This is a genomic window from Erwinia sp. E602 (assembly GCF_018141005.1).
Lineage (GTDB): Bacteria > Pseudomonadota > Gammaproteobacteria > Enterobacterales > Enterobacteriaceae > Erwinia.
Genome location: NZ_CP046582.1, coordinates 513445 through 539263, shown reverse-complemented (window position 1 = coordinate 539263; position 25819 = coordinate 513445). Strand labels below are relative to the sequence as shown.

Here is a 25819-nt window from a genome sequence, read left to right as displayed (position 1 = left end):
GCCGTCCACAAGGTATCCAGCCCTCGCGATGAAACGACGTGACCTGAAAGACGGCGGGCTTTGCCCGCCGTCATCCGGGTCACGCGTAAAGGTCGTGGTACTTATTCTGCTGCAGGTGCTTCAGAAGCTGCGGCTTCAGGCTGTGCCTGCTCGCTGGCTTCTTTGATGCTCAGGCGCACGCGGCCCTGACGGTCAACTTCCAGTACCTTAACCGGTACTTCCTGACCCATCTGCAGGTAGTCGGTCACTTTCTCAACGCGCTTGTCAGCGATCTGAGAGATGTGGACCAGACCTTCTTTACCGCCACCGATCGCCACGAAGGCACCGAAGTCAACGATGCGGGTAACCTTACCGCTGTAGATACGGCCCACTTCGATTTCTGCGGTGATCTCTTCGATACGGCGGATAGCGAATTTCGCCTTCTCACCGTCGGTTGCGGCAATTTTCACCGTACCGTCATCTTCGATTTCGATGGTTGTGCCGGTCTCTTCGGTCAGCGCACGGATCACCGAGCCACCTTTACCGATCACGTCTTTGATCTTATCAACGCTGATCTTGATGGTGTGGATACGTGGTGCAAACTGAGAGATATCGCCACGCGGTCCGCTGATCGCCTGTTCCATCACGCCGAGGATATGCAGACGCGCACCCTTAGCCTGGTTCAGAGCCACCTGCATGATTTCGCGGGTGATACCTTCGATTTTGATGTCCATCTGCAGCGCGGTGATACCTTCACGGCTACCGGCCACTTTAAAGTCCATATCGCCCAGGTGGTCTTCGTCACCGAGGATATCAGACAGGACTACGAAGTTGTCTTCGTCTTTCACCAGGCCCATCGCAATACCGGCTACGGCGGCCTTGATTGGCACGCCCGCATCCATCAGCGCCAGGGATGCGCCGCACACGGACGCCATTGACGAGGAACCGTTAGATTCGGTGATTTCAGACACCACGCGCACGGTGTACGGGAACGCGTCGCCTTTCGGCATAACGGCCAGCACGCCACGTTTCGCCAGACGACCGTGACCAATTTCACGACGCTTCGGCGAGCCGACCATGCCGGTTTCACCGACAGAGTACGGAGGGAAGTTGTAGTGGAACAGGAAGTTGTCGGTACGCTCGCCCATCAGCTCATCCAGGTTCTGCGCATCACGTGCGGTACCCAGAGTGGCAGTGACCAGCGCCTGCGTTTCACCACGGGTGAACAGCGCAGAGCCGTGGGTACGTGGCAGTACGCCGGTACGCACGTCCAGACCACGGATCATGTCTTTTTCACGGCCATCGATACGCGGTTCGCCACGCAGAATGCGGCTACGCACCACGTTCTTCTCCAGCGTGTGCAGGATGTCGCTGATTTCACCGGCGTCCAGTGATTCGTCTTCCGCCTGCAGTGCTGCAGTGGTTTCAGACTTGATCACGCCAACCTGAGCGTAACGCTCCTGTTTTTCGGTGATGCGGTATGCGTCGCTCAGGCGGGTTTCAGCCAGCGCGGCGATACGTGCAGTTAACGCTTCGTTGACGGCTTCTGGCGTCCAGTCCCAATGCGGCTTGCCGGCTTCGGCGACCAGCGCGTTGATGTTGTCGATGACGATCTGCTGCTGGTCGTGGCCGAACACCACGGCGCCCAGCATCTGCTCTTCGCTGAGGATTTCCGCTTCAGATTCAACCATCAGTACCGCGCCCTGGGTACCGGCAACCACCAGATCCAGCTTGCTCACTTTCAGCTCGTCGCTGGTTGGGTTCAGCACGTACTGGTCGTTGATGTAGCCAACGCGGGCCGCACCGATTGGACCGTTGAACGGCAGGCCAGACAGCGCCAGCGCCGCTGAAGCACCGATCATCGCCACGATATCCGGGTTAACCTGTGGGTTAACGGAAACCACGGTGGCAATCACCTGCACTTCGTTAACGAAGCCTTCCGGGAACAGTGGGCGGATTGGGCGGTCAATCAGGCGTGAGGTCAGGGTCTCGCCTTCGCTTGGACGGCCTTCGCGACGGAAGAAGCTGCCCGGAATACGACCGGCAGCGTAGGTACGCTCCTGGTAGTTAACGGTTAACGGGAAGAAATCCTGGCCTGGCTTAGATTTTTTCTGACCGACGACGGTCACGAACACGGCGGTGTCGTCCATGCTGACCATAACGGCAGCCGTTGCCTGGCGAGCCATCATGCCGGTTTCAAGCGTGACGGTGTGCTGGCCATACTGGAATTTTTTAACGATCGGGTTCAGCAAAATGCGTTCCTTAACATCAGGGCAGGACGTTTTACCTGCCATGGATTTTTAATCTTCGCTTGCATCTCGCGACTAATGACAACCCTCATCCCCGGCAGGATGAAGCCTCTCATTAGCCGCGCGAAACTCTGCAACTGAAGATCACACTCAGCAACAATACAATAGTTTGTGTTTAATTGCTGCCGCTCGCGTGAAAAAAGGGGCCATAAAGGCCCCTTTCCAGCGATACGCGTACCAGGCTGCCCGTTTCATCACGTGACGTTCAGATTGCTCTGAAAACGGGAGAGGGCAGCAAGGCAGACTTAGCGACGCAGACCCAGACGCTCGATCAGGCTGGTGTAACGTGCAACGTCTTTGCGCTTCAGGTAGTCCAGCAGCTTACGACGCTGGGATACCATACGCAGCAGGCCACGACGGCTGTGGTGGTCTTTTTTGTGCTCAGAGAAGTGACCCTGCAGATGGTTAATCTGTGCGGTCAGCAGAGCAACCTGAACTTCGGTAGAACCACTGTCGTTTGCGCCGCGACCGAAATCAGCAACGATCTGCGCTTTAGTTTCAACACTTAGAGACATGTTACAACTCCAAATTATAAGATAAATGTACAGGTGCCGATCTCTAATTCAGCTACCCAGTGTAAAGCCGCGCCATTCTACTCTGCGCATTGCTTAAGCGCAAATACCGCCGTCAACTTTCACGCAGCAGAAGCGCTGGTGCCGCACAGACCCGCGCTCACCCCGTTATCACAAAGACCTGCGCCTGGCGGATTGCCCGGCGCAGTCAGCTCAGGTTAGTCGGCGTATTCCACGACCAGCCGGCGCGGAGCCACGCGGCCGTCGTCGGCGATTTCCGCCATGCCGATAAACGCATGCTCATCACCGGCGGTGACCCGTACCAGCCCGCTGGCCGGCGCCCCGGCGGCCTGTACCGGCATCCCCTGCTTAAAGTACGCAGCAACGCTGGCGGCCAGATGCACGATCGGGTACTCCGACGCCGGGCTGTCCATCGGCATCAGCAGCGCGTCGAGCAGCTCTGCCGGCGCACGCTCGCTGCGGTGCGCTTCTTCAGTCAGCGCCTGCAGCTGCTCCAGCGTCACCATTTTCTCAATCGGATAGGTCGCCACCTGCAGACGACGCAGGTAGGTCACGTGCGCGCCACAGCCGAGCTGCTCACCGAGGTCGTCGATGATGGTGCGGATGTAGGTGCCTTTGGAAACGTGGATTTCCAGCTCCAGTTCATCGCCCTCATGGCGGATAAACAGCAGCTCAAACACCTCAATCGCCCGCGATTCGCGCGGCACTTCAATGCCTTCACGGGCATATTCATACAGCTTGCGCCCCTGATACTTGAGCGCCGAATACATCGACGGGATCTGCTGCGTTTTACCACGGAAGCTTTCCAGCGCCAGCTGCAGCTGCTCTGCGCTGAAGGTGACCGGCCGCTCGCTGACCACTGAACCATCAGCGTCCGAGGTGTCGGTACGCAGGCCCAGCCGGGCGATCACCCGATAACGCTTGTCGGACTCCAGCAGATACTGCGAGAACTTGGTCGCCTCACCCAGGCAGATCGGCAGCATGCCGGTCGCCAGCGGATCCAGCGCGCCGGTATGACCGGCACGGTTGGCGTTATACAGGCGTTTTACTTTTTGCAGCGCATCGTTGGAGGAGAGCCCGGTGGGCTTATCCAGCAACAGCACGCCGTGAATATCGCGACCGCGACGGCGAGGACGGCTCATTACTCTGCTTTGCCTTCTTCCGGTTCATCATCCACCGGGCCACGGCGATCGGCGTCGTTCTTGATCACGTTGGAGACCAGGTTTGACATACGCATCCCCTCGACCAGCGAGTTGTCGTAGAACCAGGTCAGCTCCGGCACGATGCGCAGACGCATCGCTTTACCCAGCAGGGAGCGGATATAACCGGAGGCGTCGCCAAGAGCACGCAGGCCGGCTTTGATCGCATCTTCATCTTTGTCATTCAGGAAAGTAACAAACACCTTGGCGTAGGCCAGGTCGCGTGACACTTCCACCGCGGATACGGTAACCATCAGACCCAGACGCGGATCTTTAATCTCGCGTTGCAGAATGATGGCAATCTCTTTTTGCAGCTCTTGTGAAACGCGCTGCGGGCGGCCAAATTCTTTCGCCATAATTTTTCTCTCCAAATAATTCGGGAGGCCAGAAGCCTCCCAAATACAGTCACGCTGACCTTTCTCATCTTTCTGGCCGCCCTGAAGGGCGGCCCGATGAGGGGTTCCGGGACGCTTAGTCGATGGTACGCTGGATTTCGATAATTTCGAATACTTCGATCATATCGCCAACGCGGACGTCGTTGTAGTTCTTCACGCCGATACCACATTCCATACCGTTACGGACTTCGTTAACGTCATCTTTGAAGCGGCGCAGGGATTCCAGCTCGCCTTCGTAGATCACCACGTTGTCACGCAGTACGCGGATTGGGTTGTGACGTTTGATGTTACCTTCGGTCACCATACAACCGGCGATGGCACCAAACTTCGGTGATTTGAACACGTCACGTACCGCAGCCAGACCGATAATCTGCTGTTTGTACTCTGGTGCCAGCATACCGCTCATCGCCGCTTTCACTTCGTCGATCAGATTATAGATAACGGAGTAGTAACGCAGATCCAGGCTTTCTGAATCGATGACGCGACGCGCAGAGGCATCAGCACGGACGTTGAAGCCCACCAGGATCGCGTTAGACGCGGCAGCCAGCGTGGCATCCGTTTCGGTGATCCCACCGACGCCGGAACCGATGATTTTCACTTTCACTTCATCAGTAGACAGCTTCAGCAGTGAGTCGGAGATCGCTTCGACAGAACCCTGAACGTCCGCTTTCAGCACGATGTTCAGTTCAGATACTTCGCCTTCGGTCATGTTCGCAAACATGTTTTCCAGCTTGGATTTCTGCTGACGCGCCAGCTTAACTTCACGGAATTTGCCCTGACGATACAGCGCCACTTCACGCGCTTTCTTCTCGTCACGCACCACGGTTGCTTCATCACCCGCTGCCGGCACGCCGGACAGGCCAAGGATCTCAACCGGGATAGATGGACCGGCGGTCATAACTTCACGACCCAGTTCATCACGCATCGCACGCACGCGGCCGTATTCGAAGCCACACAGCACGATATCGCCTTTATTCAGCGTACCTTCACGTACCAGCACGGTAGCCACCGGGCCACGACCTTTATCCAGGAAGGACTCGATCACCACGCCGCTTGCCATACCCTGACGTACCGCGCTCAGCTCCAGAACTTCCGCCTGCAGCAGGATTACGTTCAACAGGTCGTCAATACCGGTACCGACTTTCGCCGAGACGTTGACGAACATGTTCTCGCCGCCCCACTCTTCCGGGATGATACCGTACTGAGTCAGTTCGTTTTTAACACGATCCGGATCGGAATCAGGCTTATCGACTTTGTTCACCGCAACCACAACCGGCACTTTGGCCGCTTTGGCGTGCTGGATCGCTTCGATAGTCTGTGGCATCACGCCATCGTCGGCCGCCACCACCAGGATAACGATATCCGTCGCCTGAGCACCACGAGCACGCATAGAGGTGAACGCGGCGTGGCCTGGGGTGTCGAGGAAGGTGATCATACCGTTGTCGGTTTCGACGTGGTATGCACCGATGTGCTGAGTAATGCCGCCCGCTTCGCCAGAGGCGACTTTAGTGGAACGGATGTAGTCCAGCAGTGAGGTTTTACCGTGGTCAACGTGGCCCATGATGGTCACGACTGGCGCACGGGATTCGTGGTCAGCATCGACATCACGATCGCTCATTACCGCTTCTTCCAGCTCGTTCTCGCGGCGCAGCGTCACTTTGTGACCCATCTCTTCCGCGACCAGCTGAGCAGTTTCCTGATCGATAACCTGGTTGATGGTCGCCATGGCGCCCATCTTCATCATCGCTTTGATAACCTGGGAGCCTTTTACCGCCATTTTATTGGCCAGTTCAGCTACGGTTACGGTTTCGCCGATGATGACGTCACGGTTAACAGCCTGCGCTGGCTTGTTGAAGCCCTGCTGCAGGGTGCTTGGCTTACGCTTGCCACCTTTACCGCCGCGAACCTGCGCACGCGCTTCTTCACGGTCAGTTTTCGCTTCAGAATGCTTGTTGCCTTTCTTACGCACCGGAGCTTTAGCCGGACGTGCAACGGTGCGGCTGCGGCGATCGCCTTCAACCTGCGCATCGTTTTCATCTTCGGCGGCACGGGCGTGAGTTGAAGTGGTCACGTGGTAGTCAGAGGTGTCTTCAACCTCTTTCGCCTGGGTCCACTCTTCGCCTTTCTCTTCTGCCATTTTACGTGCTTCTTCTGCGACGCGCTTCGCGTCTTCTTCAATCTTGCGGCGCGCTTCTTCTTCAGCTTTACGCTTCAGTTCTGCGGCTTCCGCTTCACGGCGGGCTTTGTCGGACTGCGAAGCCCGGGTCATATCGTCGGTATGTTGATTGCTCACTTTATCTCTTTCCGCTGCTTCACGTTTGGCTTTATCAGCTGCCTCACGCTTGGCCTGCTCCTCGGCTTCACGCTTCGCTTTCTCTTGAGCTTCGCGCTGGGCTTTTTCTTCAGCCTCGCGACGAGCCAGTTCTTCCGCTTCACGCTGCGCCTGAGCCTCAGCTTCTGCCTGTTCAGCTTCAGCCTGCGAGCCTGTTACATAGGTGCGCTTTTTGCGGACTTCGATTTGCACCGACTTGCTTTTGCCACCGGTGACGGGGATGTTCAGGGTGCTGCGTGTTTTACGCTGCAGAGTCAGTTTATCAGATCCGCCACCGTGTTCGCGATGCAGATGATTAAGTAATGTCTCTTTTTCCTGCTGGGTAACAGAGTCAGTTTCAGACTTGTTAATCCCTGCATCAGCAAACTGCTGTACCAGGCGATCAACGGAGGTCTGAATCTCTGCGGCCAGTGATTTTACGGTTACATCTGTCGTCATGCTGTTCCTTCCTGCTCGTTTATTACGCGTTGTCGCCGAACCAGCAGATATTACGTGCAGCCATAATCAGCGCACCCGCCCGTTCATCGTTCAGGCCATCAATATCTGTCAGGTCGTCAACACCCTGCTCGGCAAGATCTTCCAGCGTGCAAACGCCTTTAGCGGCCAGTCTGAAGGCCAGCTCACGATCCAAACCTTCCAGCGCCAGTAAATCTTCTGCCGGCTGGTTATCGCCGAGGCTCTCTTCTTTAGCCAGAGCCAAAGTGGTCAACGCGTTTTTAGCCCGGTCGCGCAGCGCTTCAACGGTGTCTTCATCCAGACCGTCGATCTCCAGCAGCTCGTTGATTGGCACGTAGGCCAGCTCTTCCAGCGAGGAGAAGCCTTCTTCTACCAGTACGGTAGCAAAGTCTTCATCGATATCGAGGTGTTTGGTAAAGACGTCGATGGCAGCATGAGCCTCGGCCTGGTGTTTGGCCTGCAGGTCGTCGACCGTCATCACGTTCAGCTCCCAGCCACTCAGCTGTGAAGCCAGACGCACGTTTTGGCCATTACGGCCAATCGCCTGAGCCAGGTTTCCGGCTTCAACGGCGATATCCATGGTGTGATTATCTTCATCCACCACGATAGAGGCGACATCCGCCGGGGCCATGGCGTTGATCACGAACTGCGCCGGATTATCATCCCACAGTACGATGTCAATGCGCTCGCCACCCAGCTCGCTGGATACCGCCTGAACACGCGCACCACGCATACCCACGCAGGCGCCGACCGGATCGATACGCTTGTCGTTGGTTTTTACGGCGATCTTGGCACGGGAGCCAGGGTCGCGCGCGGCGGCTTTAATTTCAATCACTTCTTCGCCGATTTCCGGCACTTCAATGCGGAACAGCTCAATCAGCATTTCCGGCTTGGAACGGCTGACGAACAGCTGCGCACCGCGTGCTTCAGGACGCACGTCATACAGCACGCCGCGGATACGGTCACCCGGACGGAAGTTTTCGCGCGGCAGCATGTCTTCACGAATGATCACCGCTTCCGCACTGGTGTTAGAGCCGTCTAACGGGCGCACTTCCAGTGAAATGTTGTCGCGGTTAACTTTCTTCACCACGCCGGTGATGATCTCACCCTGCTGATCGTGGAACTGATCGATCACCATCGCACGTTCCGCTTCGCGGACTTTCTGCACGATAACCTGTTTTGCAGTCTGGGTGGTGATACGGTCGAAGGTGACAGATTCAATCTGGTCTTCAACGAAGTCGCCCGGGTTGAACGCTTCGTCTTCGTAACGTGCCGCTTCCAGCGTGATTTCACGGGTCGGCTGAGTAACTTCTTCTACGACTAACCAACGGCGGAAGGTATCGAAGTCGCCACTTTTGCGATCGATGGTGACGCGAACGTCAATTTCCTGCTCGTATTTTTTCTTGGTGGCTGTAGACAGCGCGCTCTCCAGCGCTTCGAAAATCTTCTCGCGTGGGAGGGACTTCTCATTGGAGACCGCTTCTACAACAGCTAAGATTTCTTTGTTCATCCTGGTATGCCTCAATCCGGACTTTTAAAAGTGGGGAACCAGGTTCGCCTTCTGGATATTACTCAGCGCGAACACTTCGTCACGACCCTCAACGGTCACCGTGATCATCTCCCCATCGACAGATTTAATGATTCCCTGCCATTTGCGACGGTTCTGTACCGCCATACGCAGCACCAGGCTCACTTCTTCGCCCGTAAAACGGTCATAATGTTCAGCGGTAAACATCGGGCGGTCAAGGCCAGGTGAAGAGACTTCAAGGTTATATGGCACGGTAATCGGGTCTTCGACATCGAATACCGCACTCACCTGATGGCTCACATCAGCGCAATCATCAACATTGATGCCGTCTTCACTATCAATATAGATGCGCAGGGTGGATGTGCGGGCGCGGACAAACTCAATACCGACCAGTTCGTAGCCAAGCGCTTCTACCGGTGCTGAAATTAGCTCTGTTAATTTTTGCTCTAATGTGGACAAGGCCACCCCCAAGACATAAAAAAAGGGCTTAATAGCCCAGTGATGCTGATTCGTAATAACAAAAAACCCCGAAAATTCGGGGCTTTAAGTGACTGGACCCTGTGTATCACCAGCGGTGATACGGCACGATCCAAAAGAATTTTTTTCAAAATCGCTGTAAACAACGTTGTTTGCCTGCATACAGAATATTTGAAAAAGAACTCTAAGGGAAAGTGGTTGCGGGGGCCGGATTTGAACCGACGACCTTCGGGTTATGAGCCCGACGAGCTACCAGGCTGCTCCACCCCGCGTCCGAATACTACGCAAAACTTGCATATATAGCAAGCAAAACTGAGATTTGGTACCGAGGACGGGACTTGAACCCGTAAGCCCATGCGGGCACTACCACCTCAAGGTAGCGTGTCTACCAATTCCACCACCACGGCACTAAAGTTGCGATTTTTTTGTTTCTATCGCGTCGAAATTTTACTGAGAACTGCGTACTGCTTACTGCGGGATGTCACTGCCCGTTGCCGGTTTAGCAGGCTGAGTCTGTTGAGACTGAGCTGGTGCTGTCAGATTTTCCCACTCGCTTCCTTTCTGCGTTTTGTTGCTGTTCAGGTTACCCAGGATCAGGCTGATAATGAAGAACAGGGTCGCCAGAACTGCGGTCATACGGGTCATAAAGTTGCCTGAACCGTTAGAACCAAACAGTGTGCCGGAAGCGCCTGCACCGAATGATGCTCCCATATCAGCGCCTTTACCTTGCTGCAACATGATCAGACCCACCAGGCCGATTGCCACAATAAGGAAAACTACTAAAAGAGCTTCGTACATAATCAACCTTGTTCCTTGCGCGTTAAACGCACATCAAAAGCTTCAAACCAGTCAGAGTGATAGCCTGTTCGCTACCCATCAGAAGCGGGTGTGAATACTAACCAAAGGTGCCCTTGCGCGCAAGGGCAATTTTACACACGTGAACTGATTGCAGAAAAAAACGGCAAAACAGGCATTTCCGCCGAAAAAACGCGCGGTTATACCGCCTTCACCGCATCCGCAATTCGATGCGCCAGCGCGTTAACCTGCGCTTCGTCTTCGCCTTCCACCATCACCCGAATCAGCGGCTCGGTACCAGACTTGCGCAGCAGCACGCGGCCCCGCCCTTTCAGCTCGGCTTCCACCTCGGCGGTCACCGCTTTCACCTGCGCATCTTCCAGCGGGTCATGCTCGCCGCTGAAGCGCACGTTGACCAGGATCTGTGGCAGCAGCTTCATGCCGCTGCACAGGTCGTGCAGGCTCATATGGTTACGCACCATCGCCGTCAGCACCTGCAGGCCGGCCACAATGCCGTCACCGGTGGTGGTTTTATCCAGCAGGATCACGTGGCCGGAGTTCTCGGCACCCAGCCGCCAGCCTTTTTCCTGCAGCTTCTCCAGCACGTAGCGGTCGCCAACCTTAGCGCGGGCAAACGGAATACCCAGCTGCTTCAGCGCCAGCTCCAGGCCCATATTACTCATCAGCGTGCCGACCACGCCGCCGCGCAGCTGGCCCTGGCGCAGCGCCTCACGGGCGATCAGGTAGAGGATCTGGTCGCCGTCAACCTTGTGGCCGAGATGGTCGACCATCATGATGCGGTCACCGTCGCCGTCATAGGCCAGCCCGACGTCGGCTTTCTCAGCCAGGACGCGCTCCTGCAACAGGCGCAGGTCGGTGGCTCCACACTCTTTGTTGATGTTCATACCGTCCGGCTGAACGCCGATGGCGATCACCGTGGCACCCAACTCGCGCAGCACGTTCGGCGCGATGTGATAGGTGGCGCCGTTGGCGCAGTCGACGACGATTTTCATGCCGTTCAGGCTCAGCTCACTTGGGAAGGTGCCTTTGCAAAACTCAATGTAGCGCCCGGCAGCGTCAACGATACGGCTGGCGCGGCCCAGCTGAGCCGACTCCACGCAGGTGATCGGTTTTTCCATCTCCGCCTCAATCGCCGCTTCGACGTCGTCCGGCAGCTTGGTGCCTTCGGTGGAGAAAAACTTAATGCCGTTGTCGTCAAACGGGTTGTGAGACGCGGAGATGACGATGCCCGCCTCGGCGCGGAAGGTGCGGGTCAGGTAGGCGACCGCCGGGGTCGGCATCGGGCCGGTGAAGGCTGCAGACAGGCCGGCTGCGGCCAGCCCCGCTTCCAGCGCCGACTCCAGCATATAGCCGGAGATGCGCGTGTCTTTACCGATGATCACTTTCTTCGAGCCGTGGCTGGCCAGCACCTTACCGGCCGCCCAGCCCAGCTTCAGCACGAAATCAGGCGTAATCGGAGTTTCGCCTACTTTGCCGCGAATGCCATCGGTACCAAAATATTTACGGTTGCTCATAGTCCCTTCATCTTTTCGTTAGCGTGCTGACTGGGTGGCCTCGACGACGCGCATCGCCTCGACGGTTTCTTTAACATCGTGAACGCGCAGGATCTGTGCCCCCTGCATGGCGGCGATTACCGCACAGGCCAGGCTGCCGGTCAGGCGTTGCGACGGGCCAACGTTAAGCAGCTGGCCAATCATGCTTTTGCGCGACATCCCGACCAGCAGCGGCAGGCCAAAGTGGTGATAGTCGGCCAGATGGGCCAGCAGCTGATAATTGTGCTGGAGATTTTTACCGAAACCGAAACCCGGGTCGAGCAGCAACTGCGTTTTTTTGATCCCGGCTGCTTCACAGCGGGCAATGTGCCGGACAAAAAAGTCGTCGACGTCGCGCAATACGTCCTGATAGTGCGGAGACTGCTGCATGGTGGTCGGCTCGCCCTGCATATGCATCAGGCATACCGGCAGGCCGCTTTCCGCCGCCGCCTGCAGCGCTCCAGGCTCCTGCAACGAGCGGATGTCGTTTATCAGGTGCGCGCCGGCGCGCGCCGCTTCGCGGATCACCTCGGCTTTGGAGGTATCCACCGAGACCCACACCTCAAAGCGCTGGGCAATCGCCTCGACCACCGGGATCACCCGATCCAGCTCTTCCTGCACGCTGACCTCCGCCGCCCCCGGCCGGGTGGATTCGCCGCCGACATCAATCAGCGTCGCGCCGGCGTTGATCATCTCATTAGCGTGGGTCAGGGCCTGAATCAGTTCGTTATGTTTGCCGCCGTCGGAGAAGGAATCAGGGGTGACGTTCAGGATCCCCATCACATGCGGATGTGAAAGGTCGAGCACAGCATCTCTGGCGTACAGCTTCATAACAAAGGGTCTCCGAAAAGGGCATAAAAAAACCCCGGACGTGGCCGGGGTTGTGGATTATAGCAGGTCACAGACGGCAATCCTGACGGAATATGTCATTTCCGCCAGGCTGCTGTTACATGATTTTGTCTGAACCTGGGGTCTGCGGATCGTCAGCCGGGCGCGGGGCCTGGTTGCTGTCTGCAGCCGCTTTGGTCGCTTCATCCCAGCCGGCCGGCGGGCGCACTTCGCGGCGCGCCATCAGGTCGCTGATCTGCGGTGCGTCGATGGTTTCATACTTCATCAGCGCATCTTTCATCGAGTGCAGGATATCCATGTTCTCATGCAGAATGCGGCGGGCACGCTCATAGTTGGTATCAATCAGTTTTTTCACTTCCTGATCGATGATGCGCGCCGTTTCATCGGACATATGCTTGGCTTTCGCCACGGAACGGCCGAGGAACACTTCACCCTCTTCTTCTGCATACAGCAACGGACCCAGCTTCTCAGAGAAGCCCCACTGCGTCACCATGTTACGCGCTACGCTGGTGGCCATCTTGATATCAGAAGACGCACCGGTAGAGACATAGTCAACGCCGTAGATAATCTCTTCGGCCAGACGCCCACCGTAGGCCACGGAGATGCGGCTTTCCAGCTTCTGACGGTTAGCGCTGATCTCATCACCAACCGGTAAGAAGAACGCCACACCCAGCGCACGGCCGCGCGGGATAATCGTCACTTTGTGCACCGGATCGTAGCCCGGCACCAGCGTACCGACGATAGCGTGACCCGCTTCGTGATAAGCCGTGGACTCTTTCTGCGCTTCGGTCATCACCATGGAGCGACGTTCAGCACCCATCATGATTTTGTCTTTGGCTTTTTCAAACTCGACCATCGACACCACGCGCTTGTTGCCGCGGGCAGCGAACAGCGCCGCTTCGTTGACCAGGTTAGCCAGATCGGCACCGGAGAAACCAGGGGTACCACGGGCAATCACTGACGGGTTCATATCGGTCGCCAGCGGTACGCGGCGCATATGCACTTTCAGGATCTGCTCACGGCCACGCACGTCTGGCAGGCCAACCACCACCTGACGGTCAAAACGGCCCGGACGCAGCAGCGCAGGATCGAGTACGTCAGGACGGTTAGTTGCCGCAATCACGATGATGCCTTCATTGCCTTCGAAGCCATCCATCTCAACCAGCATCTGGTTCAGGGTCTGCTCACGTTCGTCGTGACCACCGCCTAAACCGGCACCACGCTGACGGCCCACCGCATCGATTTCATCGATGAAGATGATGCACGGCGCGGCTTTCTTCGCCTGTTCAAACATGTCGCGGACGCGGGAAGCACCCACACCGACAAACATTTCAACAAAGTCAGAACCGGAGATGGTAAAGAACGGCACTTTGGCTTCACCGGCAATCGCTTTTGCCAGCAAGGTTTTACCGGTACCCGGAGGACCGACCATCAGCACGCCTTTTGGAATCTTACCGCCCAGCTTCTGGAAGCGGCTTGGCTCACGCAGGTATTCCACCAGCTCGCCCACTTCCTCTTTTGCTTCGTCACAACCGGCCACGTCAGCAAAAGTGGTTTTAATCTGGTCTTCCGTCAGCATACGGGCCTTGCTCTTGCCGAAGGACATCGCGCCCTTACCGCCGCCGCCCTGCATCTGACGCATAAAGAAGATCCATACGCCGATTAACAACAGCATCGGGAACCAGGAGATGAAGATAGTGGCCAGCAGGCTCGGCTCTTCCGGTGGTTCACCCACAACTTTCACATTTTTGGTCAACAGGTTATCGAGTAACTTGGGATCGTTGACCGGAATGTAAGTGGTGTATCGGTTACTGTCTTTTTTGGTTACGTTAATCTCACGCCCGTTAATACGTGCCTCGCGGACCTGATCCTGGTTCACTTCCGACAGGAAGGTTGAGTAATCAACCTTTCGGCCACTCGACTCGCTGGGCCCAAAGCTCTGGAATACAGACATCAGCACGACTGCGATGACTAACCAGAGAATCAGGTTTTTCGCCATGTCACTCAAGGGATTAACCTCTTATTACAACTGTGTTAACAGACAGCGTAGGGGACTAAAGTTCCTGCACAGCTGGCATCGATATGACCCCAGTTATGGTAGTTACAGTTTGCGCCCTGTCGCTACAATGTACACTTCACGCGAACGAGAACGCGAAGCGTCCGGTTTACGAATTTTTACTTTCGTAAACAGGGAGCGAATTTGCTTAAGGTATTCTTCAAAACCATCTCCCTGAAACACCTTCACTAAAAAACTACCGCCGGGTGCCAGAACATCACGGCACATCTCCAGAGCCAGCTCACATAAATACATCGATCGAGGGATATCCACAGCCGGCGTACCGGTCATGTTCGGGGCCATGTCGGACATGACTACCTGAACCTGGGTTTCACCCACCCGATCCAACAGCGTTTTCAGCACCTGCTCATCGCGAAAATCGCCCTGCAGGAAGTCAACACCAACGATAGGGTCCATCGGCAGAATATCGCAGGCGATGACCCGACCTTTGGCGCCGATCTGGGTCACCACGTACTGTGACCAGCCGCCAGGGGCAGCACCAAGGTCAACCACGGTCATCCCAGGTCTGAACAGCTTATCGCCCTGCTGTATTTCATCGAGTTTAAACCAGGCGCGCGAACGCAGCCCTTTTTTCTGTGCCTGAAGCACGTATTTATCGCTAAAGTGTTCCTGCAGCCAGCGGCTGGAACTGGCCGAACGCTTTTTACCAGTCATACAATTTCCAACTATGATTCATTGTTCGCGATAAATAAACCGCGCAAATCGACGCTACCGATTTGGTGATACACCGGATATGGCGGTAGAATGACCCGTTTTCAATCCCAATGTAAGTAAAAAATACGATGAATCTGAGTACCAAACAAAAACAGCACCTGAAAGGTCTGGCCCATCCCCTGAAGCCCGTTGTCATGCTGGGCAACAATGGTTTGACCGAAGGCGTGTTGGCCGAAATCGAACATGCACTTGAACACCATGAACTGATCAAGGTGAAGATCGCCACGGAAGACCGTGAGACCAAAGCCCTGGTCGTTGATGCGATCGTGCGTGAAACCCGTGCAGTTAACGTGCAGGTGATCGGCAAGACGCTGGTGCTGTACCGTCCAACGAAGGAACGCAAAATCACCATTCCTCGCTGAGGACCAGAGGCAGCTCATCGCTGCCTCACGCAACTCAGCGTTCAGGTCTGGAGAAAGTGCCACGCTCCTGAGTCTGATTAAAGGCCGCGGTGCGGCCTTTTTCTTATCTTTACAAAACCCACACCTTCAATGAAGGTAGCAGAAAATCAGAGGTACTCGACCTTGAGGATCTCGAATTCTTTGTCGCCGCCGGGGGTTTTGATCACCGCCACGTCATCAACCACCTTGCCGATCAGTCCGCGCGCCATTGGCGAGTTTACCGAGATCAGATTCTGCTTAAAGTCCGCTTCATCATCACCCACGATGCGGTAGGTAGACTCTTCATCCGTATCCACGTTGAAGACGGTAACGGTAGCACCGAAGATTACCCGACCGTTGGCGTTGCTGGCCATTTTGGTGACGTCGATCACCTGTGAGTTGGAGAGCTTGGCTTCAATCTCCTGGATACGGCCTTCACAAAAGCCCTGCTCTTCGCGGGCAGCGTGGTATTCCGCGTTCTCTTTCAGGTCGCCGTGCTCGCGTGCTTCCGCAATCGAGGCAATAATGCGCGGTCGCTTAACCGTTTTCAGCTCGTCCAGCTCTTCGCGCAGTTTTTCCGCGCCCTTTAACGTCATCGGAATCTGATTCATCTCAATACCTCGTAAAATCTGTCCTGTGCAAATGTCGTCGTCCTGACGGATGGTATGCAGAAATGGCGTTCTGCGGCGCTTGCTACTGTTTTAAAAACGAAAAGAAACCCGGCCCGGGGTCGCCCCAGGGCAGGATTGATTTTGCAATTTGATACGTATTTTACCCCAGAGTTCCCTGGGGGTCATCGTTTACTTTCCACCACGATGCACCGTAGTATGACACCATCATCCGTCTGTTACCGCGAGATTATGCGATTTCCACGAATTGTTACCAGCCTGGCCTGCGCAATGGCGCTGCAGGCGCAGGCGGCCCCCGTCGAAGATTACACCCAGTATTTACCTGACGGCGCGAATCTGGCGCTGATGGTACAGAAGATCGGTGCCTCTGCCCCCTCCGTTGAGTATCACAGCCAGCAGATGGCGCTGCCGGCCAGTACCATGAAGGTGATTACCGCCCTGGCCGCGATGCTGCAGCTGGGGCCGGATTACCGTTTCCATACCCAGCTGGAGAGCAAAGGCAGCGTCAGCGGCAACACGCTGAACGGCGACCTGGTGGCGCGATTTGGCGGCGATCCGACGCTAACGCGCCAGGATCTGCGCAATATGGTGGCCAGCCTGAGAAAACAGGGCGTGGAACATATTGCCGGCAACCTGGTCATCGATACCTCGGTGTTTGCCAGCCATGATAAGGCCCCCGGCTGGCCATGGAATGACATGACCCAGTGCTTCAGCGCCCCGCCGGGTGCGGCGATCGTTGACCGTAACTGTTTCTCCGTCTCGCTCTACAGCGCGCCTAAAGCCGGTGACAAAGCCTTTATCCGCGTAGCGTCCTGGTACCCGGTGACCATGTTCAGCGAAGTGCGCACGCTGGCGAAGGGGTCACCGGACGCCCAGTACTGCGAGCTGGACGTGGTGCCGGGCGAGCTGAGCCGCTTCACGCTGACCGGCTGCCTGACCCAGCGTGCGGAACCGCTACCGCTGGCCTTTGCCATCCAGGACGGGGCCAGCTACGCCGGGGCAATCCTGAAAGCCGAGCTGAAAAGCGCGGGAATAGACTACAGCGGCAGCCTGCTGCGCCAGACGCAGGTGACACCACCGGCCACGGTGCTGGCGGAGACTCAGTCCGCGCCGCTCAGCGCGCTGCTGAAGATCATGCTGAAAAAGTCAGACAACATGATCGCCGATACCGTATTCCGCACCATCGGCCATGAACGTTTCGGCGTGCCGGGCACCTGGCGGGCGGGATCGGATGCGGTACGCCAGATCCTGCGGCAGAAGGCCGGGATCGATATGGGCAACAGTATCCAGGTGGATGGCTCTGGGCTGTCGCGCCACGATCTGATCTCACCGGCGACCATGATGCAGGTGCTGCAGTACATCGCGCAGAACGATCAGCAGCTGAATATCATCGCCATGCTGCCGCTGGCGGGCTATGACGGCACCCTGCGCTACCGCGGTGGCCTGCATGAGGCGGGCGTCGATGGCAAGGTGTCGGCCAAAACCGGCTCGCTGCAGGGCGTCTACAACCTGGCCGGCTTTATGACCACCGCCAGCGGCCAGCGGGTAGCCTTTGTGCAGTTCCTGTCCGGCTATGCGGTGCCACCGGAGGATCAGCGCCAGCGTCGTATCCCGCTGGTGCGTTTCGAAAGCCGTCTGTACAAGGACGTTTACCGTAACAACTAATCCTGCATCCACGCCGGTTACTGCCCTCTCATGAGGCGGTAACCGGCGGTCCGATTCCCCCAACAAACTTAAGCCAATACATCAACTCCCCTTACGCATCAACTTTCGGATTATTTTACCCTCCCTGCAATAAGCCCCTATAAATCATAATAAAGTTGCTTAAACCCCTTTCAACCAAAATGATTTGAAGCAGATTAAATTAATTTAGCTTCATTGACATGCTCTGATGTTCAACGTAATTTACTCGACCTGAAAGCAAATGATAATAGTTCTTACTTCGTTTATCATTTATTAAGGATGCAGAATGGAATCGTTAACCTCAGAAAGTACGCTTCGTTTCGCCACAGAAGCGGCCGCCAGCGGCTTCTTCTTTACCTCCCCCTGGAAGAGTCTGGCAACCCAGGGCTGTTTCACCACCCTCGACGCCCCGGCTGCCGGGGGAGACGCGCTCGATGGTGAGTTCCAGCAGACCGTGTCACACCAGTTCCTGCAGGCAAAACGCCAGGGAATCGCCAGGCCGGTGCTGGTCGGCGCCATTCCCTTCGATACCCGCCAGCCCTCTGCGCTGTTTATTCCTGAATCCGTACAGTTCTTCGACCGCCAGGCGTTCCAGCAACGGCTGCCAGCGGCGCAGGCGGCATTGCCGGAAGTCACCCGTCGTACCGCGCTACCTGAGCAGGCCGTGTTTATGCAGATGGTCAGCGAGGCCGTTGCGGCGACCAGCTCGCCGCGGCTGGACAAAGTGGTGCTGTCACGGTTGATGGAGATCGCCACCCGTGAGCCGATCAACGTTGGCCAGCTGATGTCCAGGGTGCTGCGCCAGAACCCGGCCAGCTACAACTTCCACGTGCCGCTGGCAGAAGGCGGCTCGCTGCTGGGGGCCAGCCCGGAGCTGCTGCTGCGAAAAGAGGGCAACCGCTACTTTACCCATCCGCTGGCCGGTTCGGCGCGGCGTGAGAGCTGCCCCGAGAAGGATCGCCAGGCCGGGCAGTCGCTGATGAACTCCCGTAAAGATCGCTATGAGCATCAGCTGGTCACCGACGCCATGCGTAACGTGCTGCACCCGCGCAGCGCCTACCTTGGGCTACCGGCGACGCCGCAGCTGCTGACCACGCCCACGCTGTGGCACCTCGGCACGCCGATTGAGGGGGAACCGAGCGATGCGGCCGATACCGCGCTGTCGCTGGCCTGCCTGCTGCACCCGACCCCGGCGCTGAGCGGCTTCCCGCACGATAAAGCGCGGGATCTGATCGCCGAGCTGGAGCCGTTCAACCGCGGCCTGTTCGGCGGCATCGTCGGCTGGTGTGATGACCAGGGCAACGGCGAGTGGGTGGTGACCATCCGCTGCGGCAAGGTCAACGGCAACCGCGTGCGGTTGTTTGCCGGCGCAGGCATCGTGCCGGCCTCCAGCCCGGAATCCGAATGGCGCGAAACCGGCGTCAAACTTAATACCATGCTGCAGGCGTTTGGCCTCAATTAAGGATAACGATGACCATTGCATACTCACGCTGGCCGGACGCGCTGGCGGCGCGCTACCGCGCGAAGGGCTACTGGCTGGATCTGCCGTTGAGCGAGATCCTGAACCGCCGCGCCGACAGCACGGCCGTTGCGGTGATCGACGGCGAACGCCAGCTCAGCTACCGCGATCTGGCGCAGCGATCGGACCGGCTGGCGGCGGCGCTACAGCGGCGAGGCCTGAAAACCGGCGATACCGCGCTGGTGCAGCTGGGCAATATTGCCGAATTCTACGTGGTGCTGTTCGCACTGTATAAGCTGGGCGTCGCCCCGGTTAACGCGCTGTTCAGCCATCAGCGTACCGAGCTGACCTCCTACGCCACGCTGCTGCAGCCTGCCCTGCTGATTGCCGATCGTCAGCACGCGCTGTTCCGTGATGATGTTTTTATGCAGCAGCTGCGGCAGTCGCTGCCGTCGCTGCGGGTGGTGGCGCTGCATAATGAGAGCCACGCCGCGCTGTCGCTGGCCGGCATGCTGGATGAAGATGCCGCTGACTTTGTGGCCACGCCGTCGGCGGGGGATGAAGTTGCGTTCTTCCAGCTCTCCGGCGGCAGTACCGGCACGCCAAAGCTGATCCCGCGTACCCACAATGATTATGACTACAGCGTGCGCGGCAGCGTGCAGATTTGCCGCTTTACCGATAATACCCGCTACCTGTGTGCCCTGCCCTCCGCCCACAACTACGCGATGAGCTCACCCGGCTCGCTCGGTGTGTTCCACGCCGGTGGCTGCGTGGTGCTGGCCAGCGATCCCAGCCCGGGCGCCTGTTTTGGCCTGATCGAGAAACATCAGGTCAACGTCGCCGCGCTGGTGCCGCCCGCGGTCAGCCTGTGGCTGCAGGCGATTGCCGAGTCTGGCAGCAACCGCGCGCTGGCCTCACTGACGCTGTTGCAGGTCGGCGGTGCCAGACTCAGTGAGTCGCTGGCCTCGCGTATTCAGAGCGAGATCGGCTGTCAGCTGCAGCAGGTGTTTGGCATGGCGGAAGGGCTGGTTAACTACACCCGGCTGGATGACAGTGAGCAGCATATTCTGACCACCCAGGGCCGGCCGATTTCACCGGACGATGAGGTGTGGGTGGCCGATGAGCAGGGTAACCCGCTGCCGGCCGGCACCACCGGCCGCCTGATGACCCGCGGCCCCTACACCTTCCGTGGCTACTACAACAGCCCGGAGCACAATGCCGCCAGCTTTGATGCCGATGGCTTTTACTGCTCCGGCGACCTGATTTCGATTGCCGAAGATGGCTATATCACCGTGCAGGGGCGTGAAAAGGATCAGATCAACCGCGGCGGTGAGAAGATCGCCGCCGAGGAGATCGAAAACCTGCTGCTGCGCCATCCGGAGGTGATCCATGCCGCGCTGGTGTCGGTAGAAGACGCGCTGATGGGCGAGAAGAGCTGCGCGATTATTGTGGCGAAAAGCGCGCTGAAGCCGGTGGTACTGCGCCGCTATCTGCGTGAGCTGGGCATCGCCGAATTCAAGCTGCCGGACCGCTTCGAGTTTACCGACTCGCTGCCGCTGACCCCCGTCGGCAAAGTGGATAAGAAACTGCTGCGCCAGCAGCTGGCTGCTCAGCAGGGCAATTAATTTTTCAGGAGAAAGCATGGCTATTCCAAAACTCGAGTCCTATGCGCTGCCAACCGCAGCCGAACTGCCGACCAACAAGGTCAGCTGGCCGTTTGAACCCGCGCGCGCCGCGCTGTTGATCCACGACATGCAGGAGTACTTCCTCAACTTCTGGGGTGACAACAGCCCGCTGGTTGAGCAGGTGGTGGCGAATATCGCCGCGCTGCGCCAGTACTGCAAGGCGCAGGGCATTCCGGTATTTTATACCGCCCAGCCGAACCAGCAGAGCGCAGAAGATCGCGCCCTGCTGAACGACATGTGGGGGCCGGGCCTCAATAAGCACCCCGATCAGCAGCGGGTGGTCAGCGCGCTGGCGCCGGACGAGCAGGACCAGGTGCTGGTGAAGTGGCGTTACAGCGCTTTCCACCGCTCGCCGCTGGAGTCGATCCTTAACGAAACCGGCCGCGATCAGCTGATTATCTGTGGCGTCTACGCCCATATCGGCTGTCTGACCACCGCCACCGACGCCTTTATGCGTAACATCAAGCCGTTTATGGTCGCCGATGCGCTGGCCGACTTCAGCCGCGACGAGCATCTGATGGCGCTGACCTACACCGCCGGCCGCAGCGGCAAAGTAGTGATGACCGATGAGCTGCTGCCGGTACCGCGCTCGAAAGCGCAGCTGCGCGCCGTGGTGCTGCCGCTGCTGGATGACGATGCAGGGGATCTGGAAGATGATGAGAACCTGGTGGATTACGGCCTCGACTCGGTACGCATTATGTCGCTGGCCGCCCGCTGGCGTCAGGTACACAGCGATATCGATTTCGTTGCGCTGGCGAAAGACCCGAGCATTGACGGCTGGTGGCAGCTGCTGTCGAGGGAGCCGGCATAATGTCCTGCCAGTTTGATTTTAGCGATAAACAGGTGTGGGTCACCGGAGCAGGCCAGGGGATTGGCTACCATACGGCGCTGGCGTTTGTGGCGGCGGGCGCCTCGGTGGTCGGTTTTGACCGTCAGTTTTCACAGAGCGACTATCCGTTTCAGCGGGTCATCGTCGACGTAGCCGATGCCGGGCAGGTGAAAAACGTCTGTGAGAGGCTGCTGGCCGATATCCCCCGTCTCGACGTGCTGGTCAACGCGGCAGGCATCCTGCGCACCGGCAGCACCGAGACGCTGGCGGTGGAAGACTGGCAGGCCTGTATGGCGGTTAACGCCGGCGGCGCGTTTAACCTGTTCCAGCAGACGCTGCCGCTGTTTCGCCAGCAGCGCGGCGGAGCGATTGTCACCGTGGCCTCCAACGCTGCGCATGCGCCACGTATCGGCATGTCGGCCTATGGTGCCTCCAAAGCCGCGCTGCGCAGCCTGTGCATGACGGTGGCGCTGGAGATGGCACCGTTCGGCGTGCGCTGCAATATCGTTTCGCCGGGCTCGACGGATACCGCCATGCAGCGCAGCCTGTGGCACCGCCCGGAAGATGAACAGCAGATGATCGCCGGCTACCCGGACCAGTACAAGCTGGGGATCCCGCTGGGTAAAATCGCGCAGCCTGAGGAGATCGCCAGCACGATCCTGTTCCTCGCCTCGGATAACGCCAGCCATATCGTGATGCAGGATATCGTGGTGGACGGCGGCGCGACGCTGGGGGCCTGATACAGGCTGCATCACCATCGCGCCATCCGTTCAGCACCGGGCCGGTGCGCTGGATCTGTAATGCGCAACAGGCCGGAAGGCTTCGGCCCTGAAGCGGAGTGCAGGATGCTGAATCTGAGCCTGCGGCAAAAAAAACGGGACGCTTATCGCGTCCCATTTTTGATTTCAGCCTGAATTAACGCTGATAGATGATCTCGACGCCTTCGTCGTCTTCTTCATCCCAGTCGTCATCCCAGTCATCATCTTCTTCCACCACCGGCTGCGCGGCTTCCAGCTGCTCACGGTGATAGTCGTCCCACATGAATTCGACTTTCTCCGGCTGCGCGGTTTTCAGCTCTTCTTCTTTCGGGTTGGCGTTGATAAACGACATCACGTCCCAGCACAGCGCGGTGACGCCTTCGCGGTTCGCCGCCGAAATCAGATAGTATTTCTCGGTCCAGCCCAGCGCGTCGGCAATCGCTTTGGCACGGGATTCCGCCTCTTCCTTATCAAGCAGGTCAACCTTGTTGAACACCAGCCAGCGTGGCTTCTGGAACAGCTTGCCGCTGTATTTTTCCAGTTCGCCGAGGATGATTTTCGCATTCTCCACCGGATCGCTCTCGTCGATCGGCGCGAGGTCGATGGTGTGCAGCAGCACGCGGCAGCGTTCCAGGTGCTTAAGGAAACGGATCCCCAGGCCAGCACCTTCGGAAGCGCCCTCGATCAGGCCAGGAATATCCGCCACCACAAAGCTCTGCTCGTGGTCCATACGCACCACGCCAAGGCTTGGCACCAGAGTGGTGAACGGGTAATCGGCCACTTTTGGCTTGGCGGCGGAGACCGCGCGGATAAAGGTCGACTTACCGGCGTTCGGCAGGCCGAGCATGCCGACGTCGGCCAGCAGCATCAGCTCCAGCTGCAGATCACGCGCTTCACCCGGCGTGCCCATGGTCTTCTGACGCGGCGCACGGTTTACGGAGGACTTGAAGCGGCTGTTACCGAGGCCGTGCCAGCCGCCTTTAGCGACCATCAGCTTCTGGGTGTGGTGGGTCATATCGCCCAGCGTTTCACCGGTGCCCTGATCGATAATACGCGTACCGACCGGCACCTTAATGATGATGTCCTGGCCACGCTTGCCGGTACAGTCACGGCTCTGGCCGTTCTGGCCGCGTTCTGCGCGGAAAGACTTCTCAAAACGGTAGTCGATCAGGGTGTTAAGGTTCTCATCGGCCAGCATATACACGTCGCCGCCGTCGCCGCCGTCGCCGCCGTCAGGGCCGCCGCGCGGGATATATTTCTCACGACGGAAGCTGACGCAGCCATTGCCGCCGTCGCCCGCCACTGCCAGGATCGTCGCTTCATCTACAAACTTCATTTTACTTCTCCGTCACTCATTCGCCCGGCCGCGATGCAGGTGGCACCGGAACGGGATTGCTCCGCCGTGGCCATAAGCGATGACCAATTGCGGAAAACATGGCGCCTGACACCACGACGATTGCCCCGATAAACCCGAGGGTATTCAGCACCGGTACAGCAAAAAAGTCGGGCCAGCCAAGCGATAACAATTCTGAAAACAGCAGGGTAAACAGCGGCGTCAGCGTAACGATCGCGCTGACCTGCGACGCCTGCGTGCGGGAAAAAGCTTCCGCCAGCGCACCGTAACCTACCAGGGTATTCAGCGCACAAAATAGCAGGCAACAGAGCTGCCAGCCGTTCAGCTGCCAGAGCAGCGTGACGCGTGCCATAGGCAACAGCGCCACCGCACATAAAGTGTACAGCAAAAACAGGATCTGCTGCGAGGCCAGCCGACGCAAAAGTATTTTTTGCGTGACGCCGTAAACGACCCACACCAGCGCGGCGCTTACCCCGAGGATCACGCCCCAGGTGTAAGTCGTCAGGCGGGTGAAAATCTCAACCAGGCTGGTGTTAAAAAACATCAGCATGCCGCACAACAACAGGGCAGCACCGATCAGCTGACTGCCGCGCATTTTCTCTTTGAGGATCAGCACGCTGGCGGCCATCATGCACGGCGGTGCCAGCTGGGCAATCACCTGCGACGCCGTCGGGCTGAGATACTGCAGCGACGAGCCAAACAACACAAAGTTGCCCAGCAGCCCGCCGGTGGCGATCAGTACGTAAACCAGCCAGCGCGGGTGACGAAAGAAATCTGCCGGGGGCAGCTGCCGTTTCAGCGCCAGGATGATGCCCAGCCCTGCCGCTGCCAGAGAAAAGCGGAAGAAGACGATGGTGAACGGATCCATCACCGTCAGCACCTGCTTCATTGCGATGGGTAACGATCCCCAGCACATGGCCGTCACCAGCGCTAAGGCAATGCCCATGCCGGCCTGCTGTTTAATGCCTGACATCTGCCGGGTCCCTCGCAGAATGTAAAAAGCCCCGCAGTCTAGTGCGGGGCTTCTCTTTTCGTCGCTAAGGGGGTTATGCACCACCCTGCGGCACGAAAACCTTACTCAGCAACGATGCTGATGTACTTACGGTTGTTCGGGCCTTTCACTTCGAATTTGACCTTGCCGTCTGCAGTTGCAAACAGGGTGTGGTCACGACCGCAGCCAACGTTGGTGCCGGCATGGAACTTAGTTCCACGCTGACGAACGATGATGCTACCAGCCAGTACTGATTCGCCGCCGAAACGTTTTACGCCCAGACGTTTTGCATTGGAGTCACGACCGTTACGGGTCGAACCACCAGCTTTCTTGTGTGCCATTTGTCAGATCTCCTCTTAAGCGCTGATGCCAGTGATCTTCACGTCAGTAAACCACTGACGGTGACCCTGCTGCTTACGGTAATGCTTACGACGACGGAACTTAACAATCTTGATCTTGTCGCCACGACCGTGAGCTACGATTTCTGCCTTGATCACGCCACCTGAAACTAAAGGTGCGCCGATCTTAACGTCTTCGCCATTGGCAATCATCAGAACCTGGTCGAACTCAACAGTTTCACCGGTTGCGATGTCCAGCTTTTCCAGGCGAACGGTCTGACCTTCGCTTACTCGGTGTTGTTTACCACCACTTTGGAAAACCGCGTACATATAAACTCCGCTCTCGCACTGACCTTTTTTTGATTATCAGGTAGCGCTATAAATATTCACAATAGGGCGCGAATTCTACGCAACTTCCCGGCTAAAGACAAGTGTCTGTTACGCTGTATTGCAGAAAAAAAAGGCAATACGAATGGGGGCGTTTCACCGCCGCGTTTTTCAAGTACAATCTGTCCAC

General features: G+C 57.6%; 23 protein-coding genes and 2 tRNA genes. 6 read left to right on the top strand and 19 right to left on the bottom strand.

Translation table 11 applies throughout. The features are described from left to right. Nucleotides 1-101 precede the first annotated feature (101 nt). From pnp to rlmE, 14 genes are all read right to left on the bottom strand, one after another. Nucleotides 102-2231, bottom strand: coding sequence for a polyribonucleotide nucleotidyltransferase (pnp, locus tag GKQ23_RS03895; RefSeq protein WP_212409795.1), 2130 nt, complete (start codon nucleotides 2229-2231; stop codon nucleotides 102-104). A gap of 302 nt (nucleotides 2232-2533) precedes the next feature. Beyond that, nucleotides 2534-2803 (bottom strand): 30S ribosomal protein S15, encoded by a 270-nt coding sequence (gene rpsO, locus GKQ23_RS03890; RefSeq protein WP_052898306.1) that lies wholly within the window; start codon nucleotides 2801-2803, stop codon nucleotides 2534-2536. Between the two features lie 215 nt (nucleotides 2804-3018). After that, on the bottom strand, nucleotides 3019-3963 hold the full coding sequence (gene truB, locus GKQ23_RS03885; RefSeq protein ID WP_212409794.1) for a tRNA pseudouridine(55) synthase TruB: 945 nt from the start codon (nucleotides 3961-3963) through the stop codon (nucleotides 3019-3021). After that, nucleotides 3963-4376 carry a 30S ribosome-binding factor RbfA gene (gene rbfA / locus GKQ23_RS03880; protein WP_056231217.1) on the bottom strand — a complete coding sequence of 138 codons (414 nt, stop codon included), beginning with the start codon at nucleotides 4374-4376 and terminating at the stop codon, nucleotides 3963-3965. Before rbfA ends, truB begins: the two co-directional genes overlap by 1 nt. A gap of 115 nt (nucleotides 4377-4491) precedes the next feature. Beyond that, complete coding sequence (infB, locus tag GKQ23_RS03875; protein ID WP_056231214.1) at nucleotides 4492-7185, bottom strand: translation initiation factor IF-2; 2694 nt, start codon at nucleotides 7183-7185, stop codon at nucleotides 4492-4494. A 22-nt stretch (nucleotides 7186-7207) separates the two neighbouring features. Next, complete coding sequence (gene nusA / locus GKQ23_RS03870) at nucleotides 7208-8713, bottom strand: transcription termination factor NusA (protein WP_056231211.1); 1506 nt, start codon at nucleotides 8711-8713, stop codon at nucleotides 7208-7210. A 24-nt stretch (nucleotides 8714-8737) separates the two neighbouring features. Further along, on the bottom strand, nucleotides 8738-9190 hold the full coding sequence (gene rimP, locus GKQ23_RS03865; protein WP_056232293.1) for a ribosome maturation factor RimP: 453 nt from the start codon (nucleotides 9188-9190) through the stop codon (nucleotides 8738-8740). A gap of 213 nt (nucleotides 9191-9403) precedes the next feature. Then, a tRNA-Met gene (locus tag GKQ23_RS03860) sits at nucleotides 9404-9480 on the bottom strand. Between the two features lie 48 nt (nucleotides 9481-9528). Next, nucleotides 9529-9615 (bottom strand) — tRNA-Leu (locus GKQ23_RS03855). Nucleotides 9616-9676: 61 nt separating this feature from the next. Continuing rightward, a complete protein-coding gene (secG, locus tag GKQ23_RS03850; protein ID WP_056231208.1) occupies nucleotides 9677-10006 on the bottom strand; it encodes a preprotein translocase subunit SecG in 330 nt (109 codons plus the stop codon). A 197-nt stretch (nucleotides 10007-10203) separates the two neighbouring features. Continuing rightward, a complete protein-coding gene (gene glmM / locus GKQ23_RS03845; RefSeq protein WP_056231206.1) occupies nucleotides 10204-11538 on the bottom strand; it encodes a phosphoglucosamine mutase in 1335 nt (444 codons plus the stop codon). 18 nt (nucleotides 11539-11556) lie between these two features. Next, the gene (gene folP / locus GKQ23_RS03840) at nucleotides 11557-12387 is read right to left on the bottom strand and encodes a dihydropteroate synthase (RefSeq protein WP_056231203.1); all 831 of its coding nucleotides are present in this window, start codon (nucleotides 12385-12387) and stop codon (nucleotides 11557-11559) included. Nucleotides 12388-12502: 115 nt separating this feature from the next. Next, entirely contained in the window at nucleotides 12503-14404 is a 1902-nt protein-coding gene (gene ftsH, locus GKQ23_RS03835) for an ATP-dependent zinc metalloprotease FtsH (RefSeq protein WP_056231201.1), read from the bottom strand. Between the two features lie 102 nt (nucleotides 14405-14506). Then, entirely contained in the window at nucleotides 14507-15136 is a 630-nt protein-coding gene (rlmE, locus tag GKQ23_RS03830; RefSeq protein WP_056231198.1) for a 23S rRNA (uridine(2552)-2'-O)-methyltransferase RlmE, read from the bottom strand. A gap of 128 nt (nucleotides 15137-15264) precedes the next feature. Between rlmE and yhbY the strand changes: the two genes are divergently transcribed. Continuing rightward, the gene (gene yhbY, locus GKQ23_RS03825) at nucleotides 15265-15558 is read left to right on the top strand and encodes a ribosome assembly RNA-binding protein YhbY (protein ID WP_056231195.1); all 294 of its coding nucleotides are present in this window, start codon (nucleotides 15265-15267) and stop codon (nucleotides 15556-15558) included. 146 nt (nucleotides 15559-15704) lie between these two features. Here the strand turns inward: yhbY and greA are convergent, their stop codons facing one another. Continuing rightward, complete coding sequence (gene greA, locus GKQ23_RS03820; RefSeq protein ID WP_056231193.1) at nucleotides 15705-16187, bottom strand: transcription elongation factor GreA; 483 nt, start codon at nucleotides 16185-16187, stop codon at nucleotides 15705-15707. Between the two features lie 249 nt (nucleotides 16188-16436). On the opposite strand from greA, the gene dacB reads away from it, so the two are divergent. The 5 genes from dacB (at nucleotide 16437) to dhbA (ending at nucleotide 22601) form a co-directional block, all read left to right on the top strand. Next, nucleotides 16437-17870, top strand: coding sequence for a serine-type D-Ala-D-Ala carboxypeptidase (dacB, locus tag GKQ23_RS03815; protein ID WP_101505775.1), 1434 nt, complete (start codon nucleotides 16437-16439; stop codon nucleotides 17868-17870). Between the two features lie 304 nt (nucleotides 17871-18174). After that, nucleotides 18175-19350 carry an isochorismate synthase gene (locus GKQ23_RS03810; protein WP_056231187.1) on the top strand — a complete coding sequence of 392 codons (1176 nt, stop codon included), beginning with the start codon at nucleotides 18175-18177 and terminating at the stop codon, nucleotides 19348-19350. A gap of 8 nt (nucleotides 19351-19358) precedes the next feature. Beyond that, entirely contained in the window at nucleotides 19359-20972 is a 1614-nt protein-coding gene (locus GKQ23_RS03805) for a (2,3-dihydroxybenzoyl)adenylate synthase (protein ID WP_212409793.1), read from the top strand. A gap of 16 nt (nucleotides 20973-20988) precedes the next feature. Beyond that, the gene (locus tag GKQ23_RS03800; protein WP_056231180.1) at nucleotides 20989-21843 is read left to right on the top strand and encodes an isochorismatase family protein; all 855 of its coding nucleotides are present in this window, start codon (nucleotides 20989-20991) and stop codon (nucleotides 21841-21843) included. Next, nucleotides 21843-22601 (top strand): 2,3-dihydro-2,3-dihydroxybenzoate dehydrogenase, encoded by a 759-nt coding sequence (gene dhbA / locus GKQ23_RS03795; protein ID WP_212409792.1) that lies wholly within the window; start codon nucleotides 21843-21845, stop codon nucleotides 22599-22601. Before GKQ23_RS03800 ends, dhbA begins: the two co-directional genes overlap by 1 nt. Nucleotides 22602-22776: 175 nt before the next feature. On the opposite strand, the gene cgtA is transcribed toward dhbA, so the two are convergent. The 4 genes from cgtA to rplU form a co-directional block, all read right to left on the bottom strand. Then, complete coding sequence (gene cgtA, locus GKQ23_RS03790; protein ID WP_056231173.1) at nucleotides 22777-23955, bottom strand: Obg family GTPase CgtA; 1179 nt, start codon at nucleotides 23953-23955, stop codon at nucleotides 22777-22779. 16 nt (nucleotides 23956-23971) lie between these two features. Then, nucleotides 23972-24937 (bottom strand): DMT family transporter, encoded by a 966-nt coding sequence (locus GKQ23_RS03785; RefSeq protein WP_056232291.1) that lies wholly within the window; start codon nucleotides 24935-24937, stop codon nucleotides 23972-23974. Between the two features lie 110 nt (nucleotides 24938-25047). Further along, nucleotides 25048-25305, bottom strand: coding sequence for a 50S ribosomal protein L27 (gene rpmA / locus GKQ23_RS03780; protein ID WP_017349604.1), 258 nt, complete (start codon nucleotides 25303-25305; stop codon nucleotides 25048-25050). A 15-nt stretch (nucleotides 25306-25320) separates the two neighbouring features. Next, complete coding sequence (rplU, locus tag GKQ23_RS03775; RefSeq protein ID WP_056231170.1) at nucleotides 25321-25632, bottom strand: 50S ribosomal protein L21; 312 nt, start codon at nucleotides 25630-25632, stop codon at nucleotides 25321-25323. Nucleotides 25633-25819: the final 187 nt, after the last annotated feature.

Excerpts from the sequence above, each read along its gene's own strand:
- rpsO (WP_052898306.1), bottom strand. The coding sequence starts at position 2,803 with ATGTCTCTAAGTGTTGAAACTAAAGCGCAGATCGTTGCTGATTTCGGT.
- truB (WP_212409794.1), bottom strand. The coding sequence starts at position 3,963 with ATGAGCCGTCCTCGCCGTCGCGGTCGCGATATTCACGGCGTGCTGTTG.
- rbfA (WP_056231217.1), bottom strand. The coding sequence starts at position 4,376 with ATGGCGAAAGAATTTGGCCGCCCGCAGCGCGTTTCACAAGAGCTGCAA.
- infB (WP_056231214.1), bottom strand. The coding sequence starts at position 7,185 with ATGACGACAGATGTAACCGTAAAATCACTGGCCGCAGAGATTCAGACC.
- nusA (WP_056231211.1), bottom strand. The coding sequence starts at position 8,713 with ATGAACAAAGAAATCTTAGCTGTTGTAGAAGCGGTCTCCAATGAGAAG.
- secG (WP_056231208.1), bottom strand. The coding sequence starts at position 10,006 with ATGTACGAAGCTCTTTTAGTAGTTTTCCTTATTGTGGCAATCGGCCTG.
- glmM (WP_056231206.1), bottom strand. The coding sequence starts at position 11,538 with ATGAGCAACCGTAAATATTTTGGTACCGATGGCATTCGCGGCAAAGTA.
- folP (WP_056231203.1), bottom strand. The coding sequence starts at position 12,387 with ATGAAGCTGTACGCCAGAGATGCTGTGCTCGACCTTTCACATCCGCAT.
- ftsH (WP_056231201.1), bottom strand. The coding sequence starts at position 14,404 with ATGGCGAAAAACCTGATTCTCTGGTTAGTCATCGCAGTCGTGCTGATG.
- rlmE (WP_056231198.1), bottom strand. The coding sequence starts at position 15,136 with ATGACTGGTAAAAAGCGTTCGGCCAGTTCCAGCCGCTGGCTGCAGGAA.
- yhbY (WP_056231195.1), top strand. The coding sequence starts at position 15,265 with ATGAATCTGAGTACCAAACAAAAACAGCACCTGAAAGGTCTGGCCCAT.
- greA (WP_056231193.1), bottom strand. The coding sequence starts at position 16,187 with ATGAATCAGATTCCGATGACGTTAAAGGGCGCGGAAAAACTGCGCGAA.
- dacB (WP_101505775.1), top strand. The coding sequence starts at position 16,437 with ATGCGATTTCCACGAATTGTTACCAGCCTGGCCTGCGCAATGGCGCTG.
- GKQ23_RS03810 (WP_056231187.1), top strand. The coding sequence starts at position 18,175 with ATGGAATCGTTAACCTCAGAAAGTACGCTTCGTTTCGCCACAGAAGCG.
- GKQ23_RS03805 (WP_212409793.1), top strand. The coding sequence starts at position 19,359 with ATGACCATTGCATACTCACGCTGGCCGGACGCGCTGGCGGCGCGCTAC.
- GKQ23_RS03800 (WP_056231180.1), top strand. The coding sequence starts at position 20,989 with ATGGCTATTCCAAAACTCGAGTCCTATGCGCTGCCAACCGCAGCCGAA.
- dhbA (WP_212409792.1), top strand. The coding sequence starts at position 21,843 with ATGTCCTGCCAGTTTGATTTTAGCGATAAACAGGTGTGGGTCACCGGA.
- cgtA (WP_056231173.1), bottom strand. The coding sequence starts at position 23,955 with ATGAAGTTTGTAGATGAAGCGACGATCCTGGCAGTGGCGGGCGACGGC.
- rpmA (WP_017349604.1), bottom strand. The coding sequence starts at position 25,305 with ATGGCACACAAGAAAGCTGGTGGTTCGACCCGTAACGGTCGTGACTCC.
- rplU (WP_056231170.1), bottom strand. The coding sequence starts at position 25,632 with ATGTACGCGGTTTTCCAAAGTGGTGGTAAACAACACCGAGTAAGCGAA.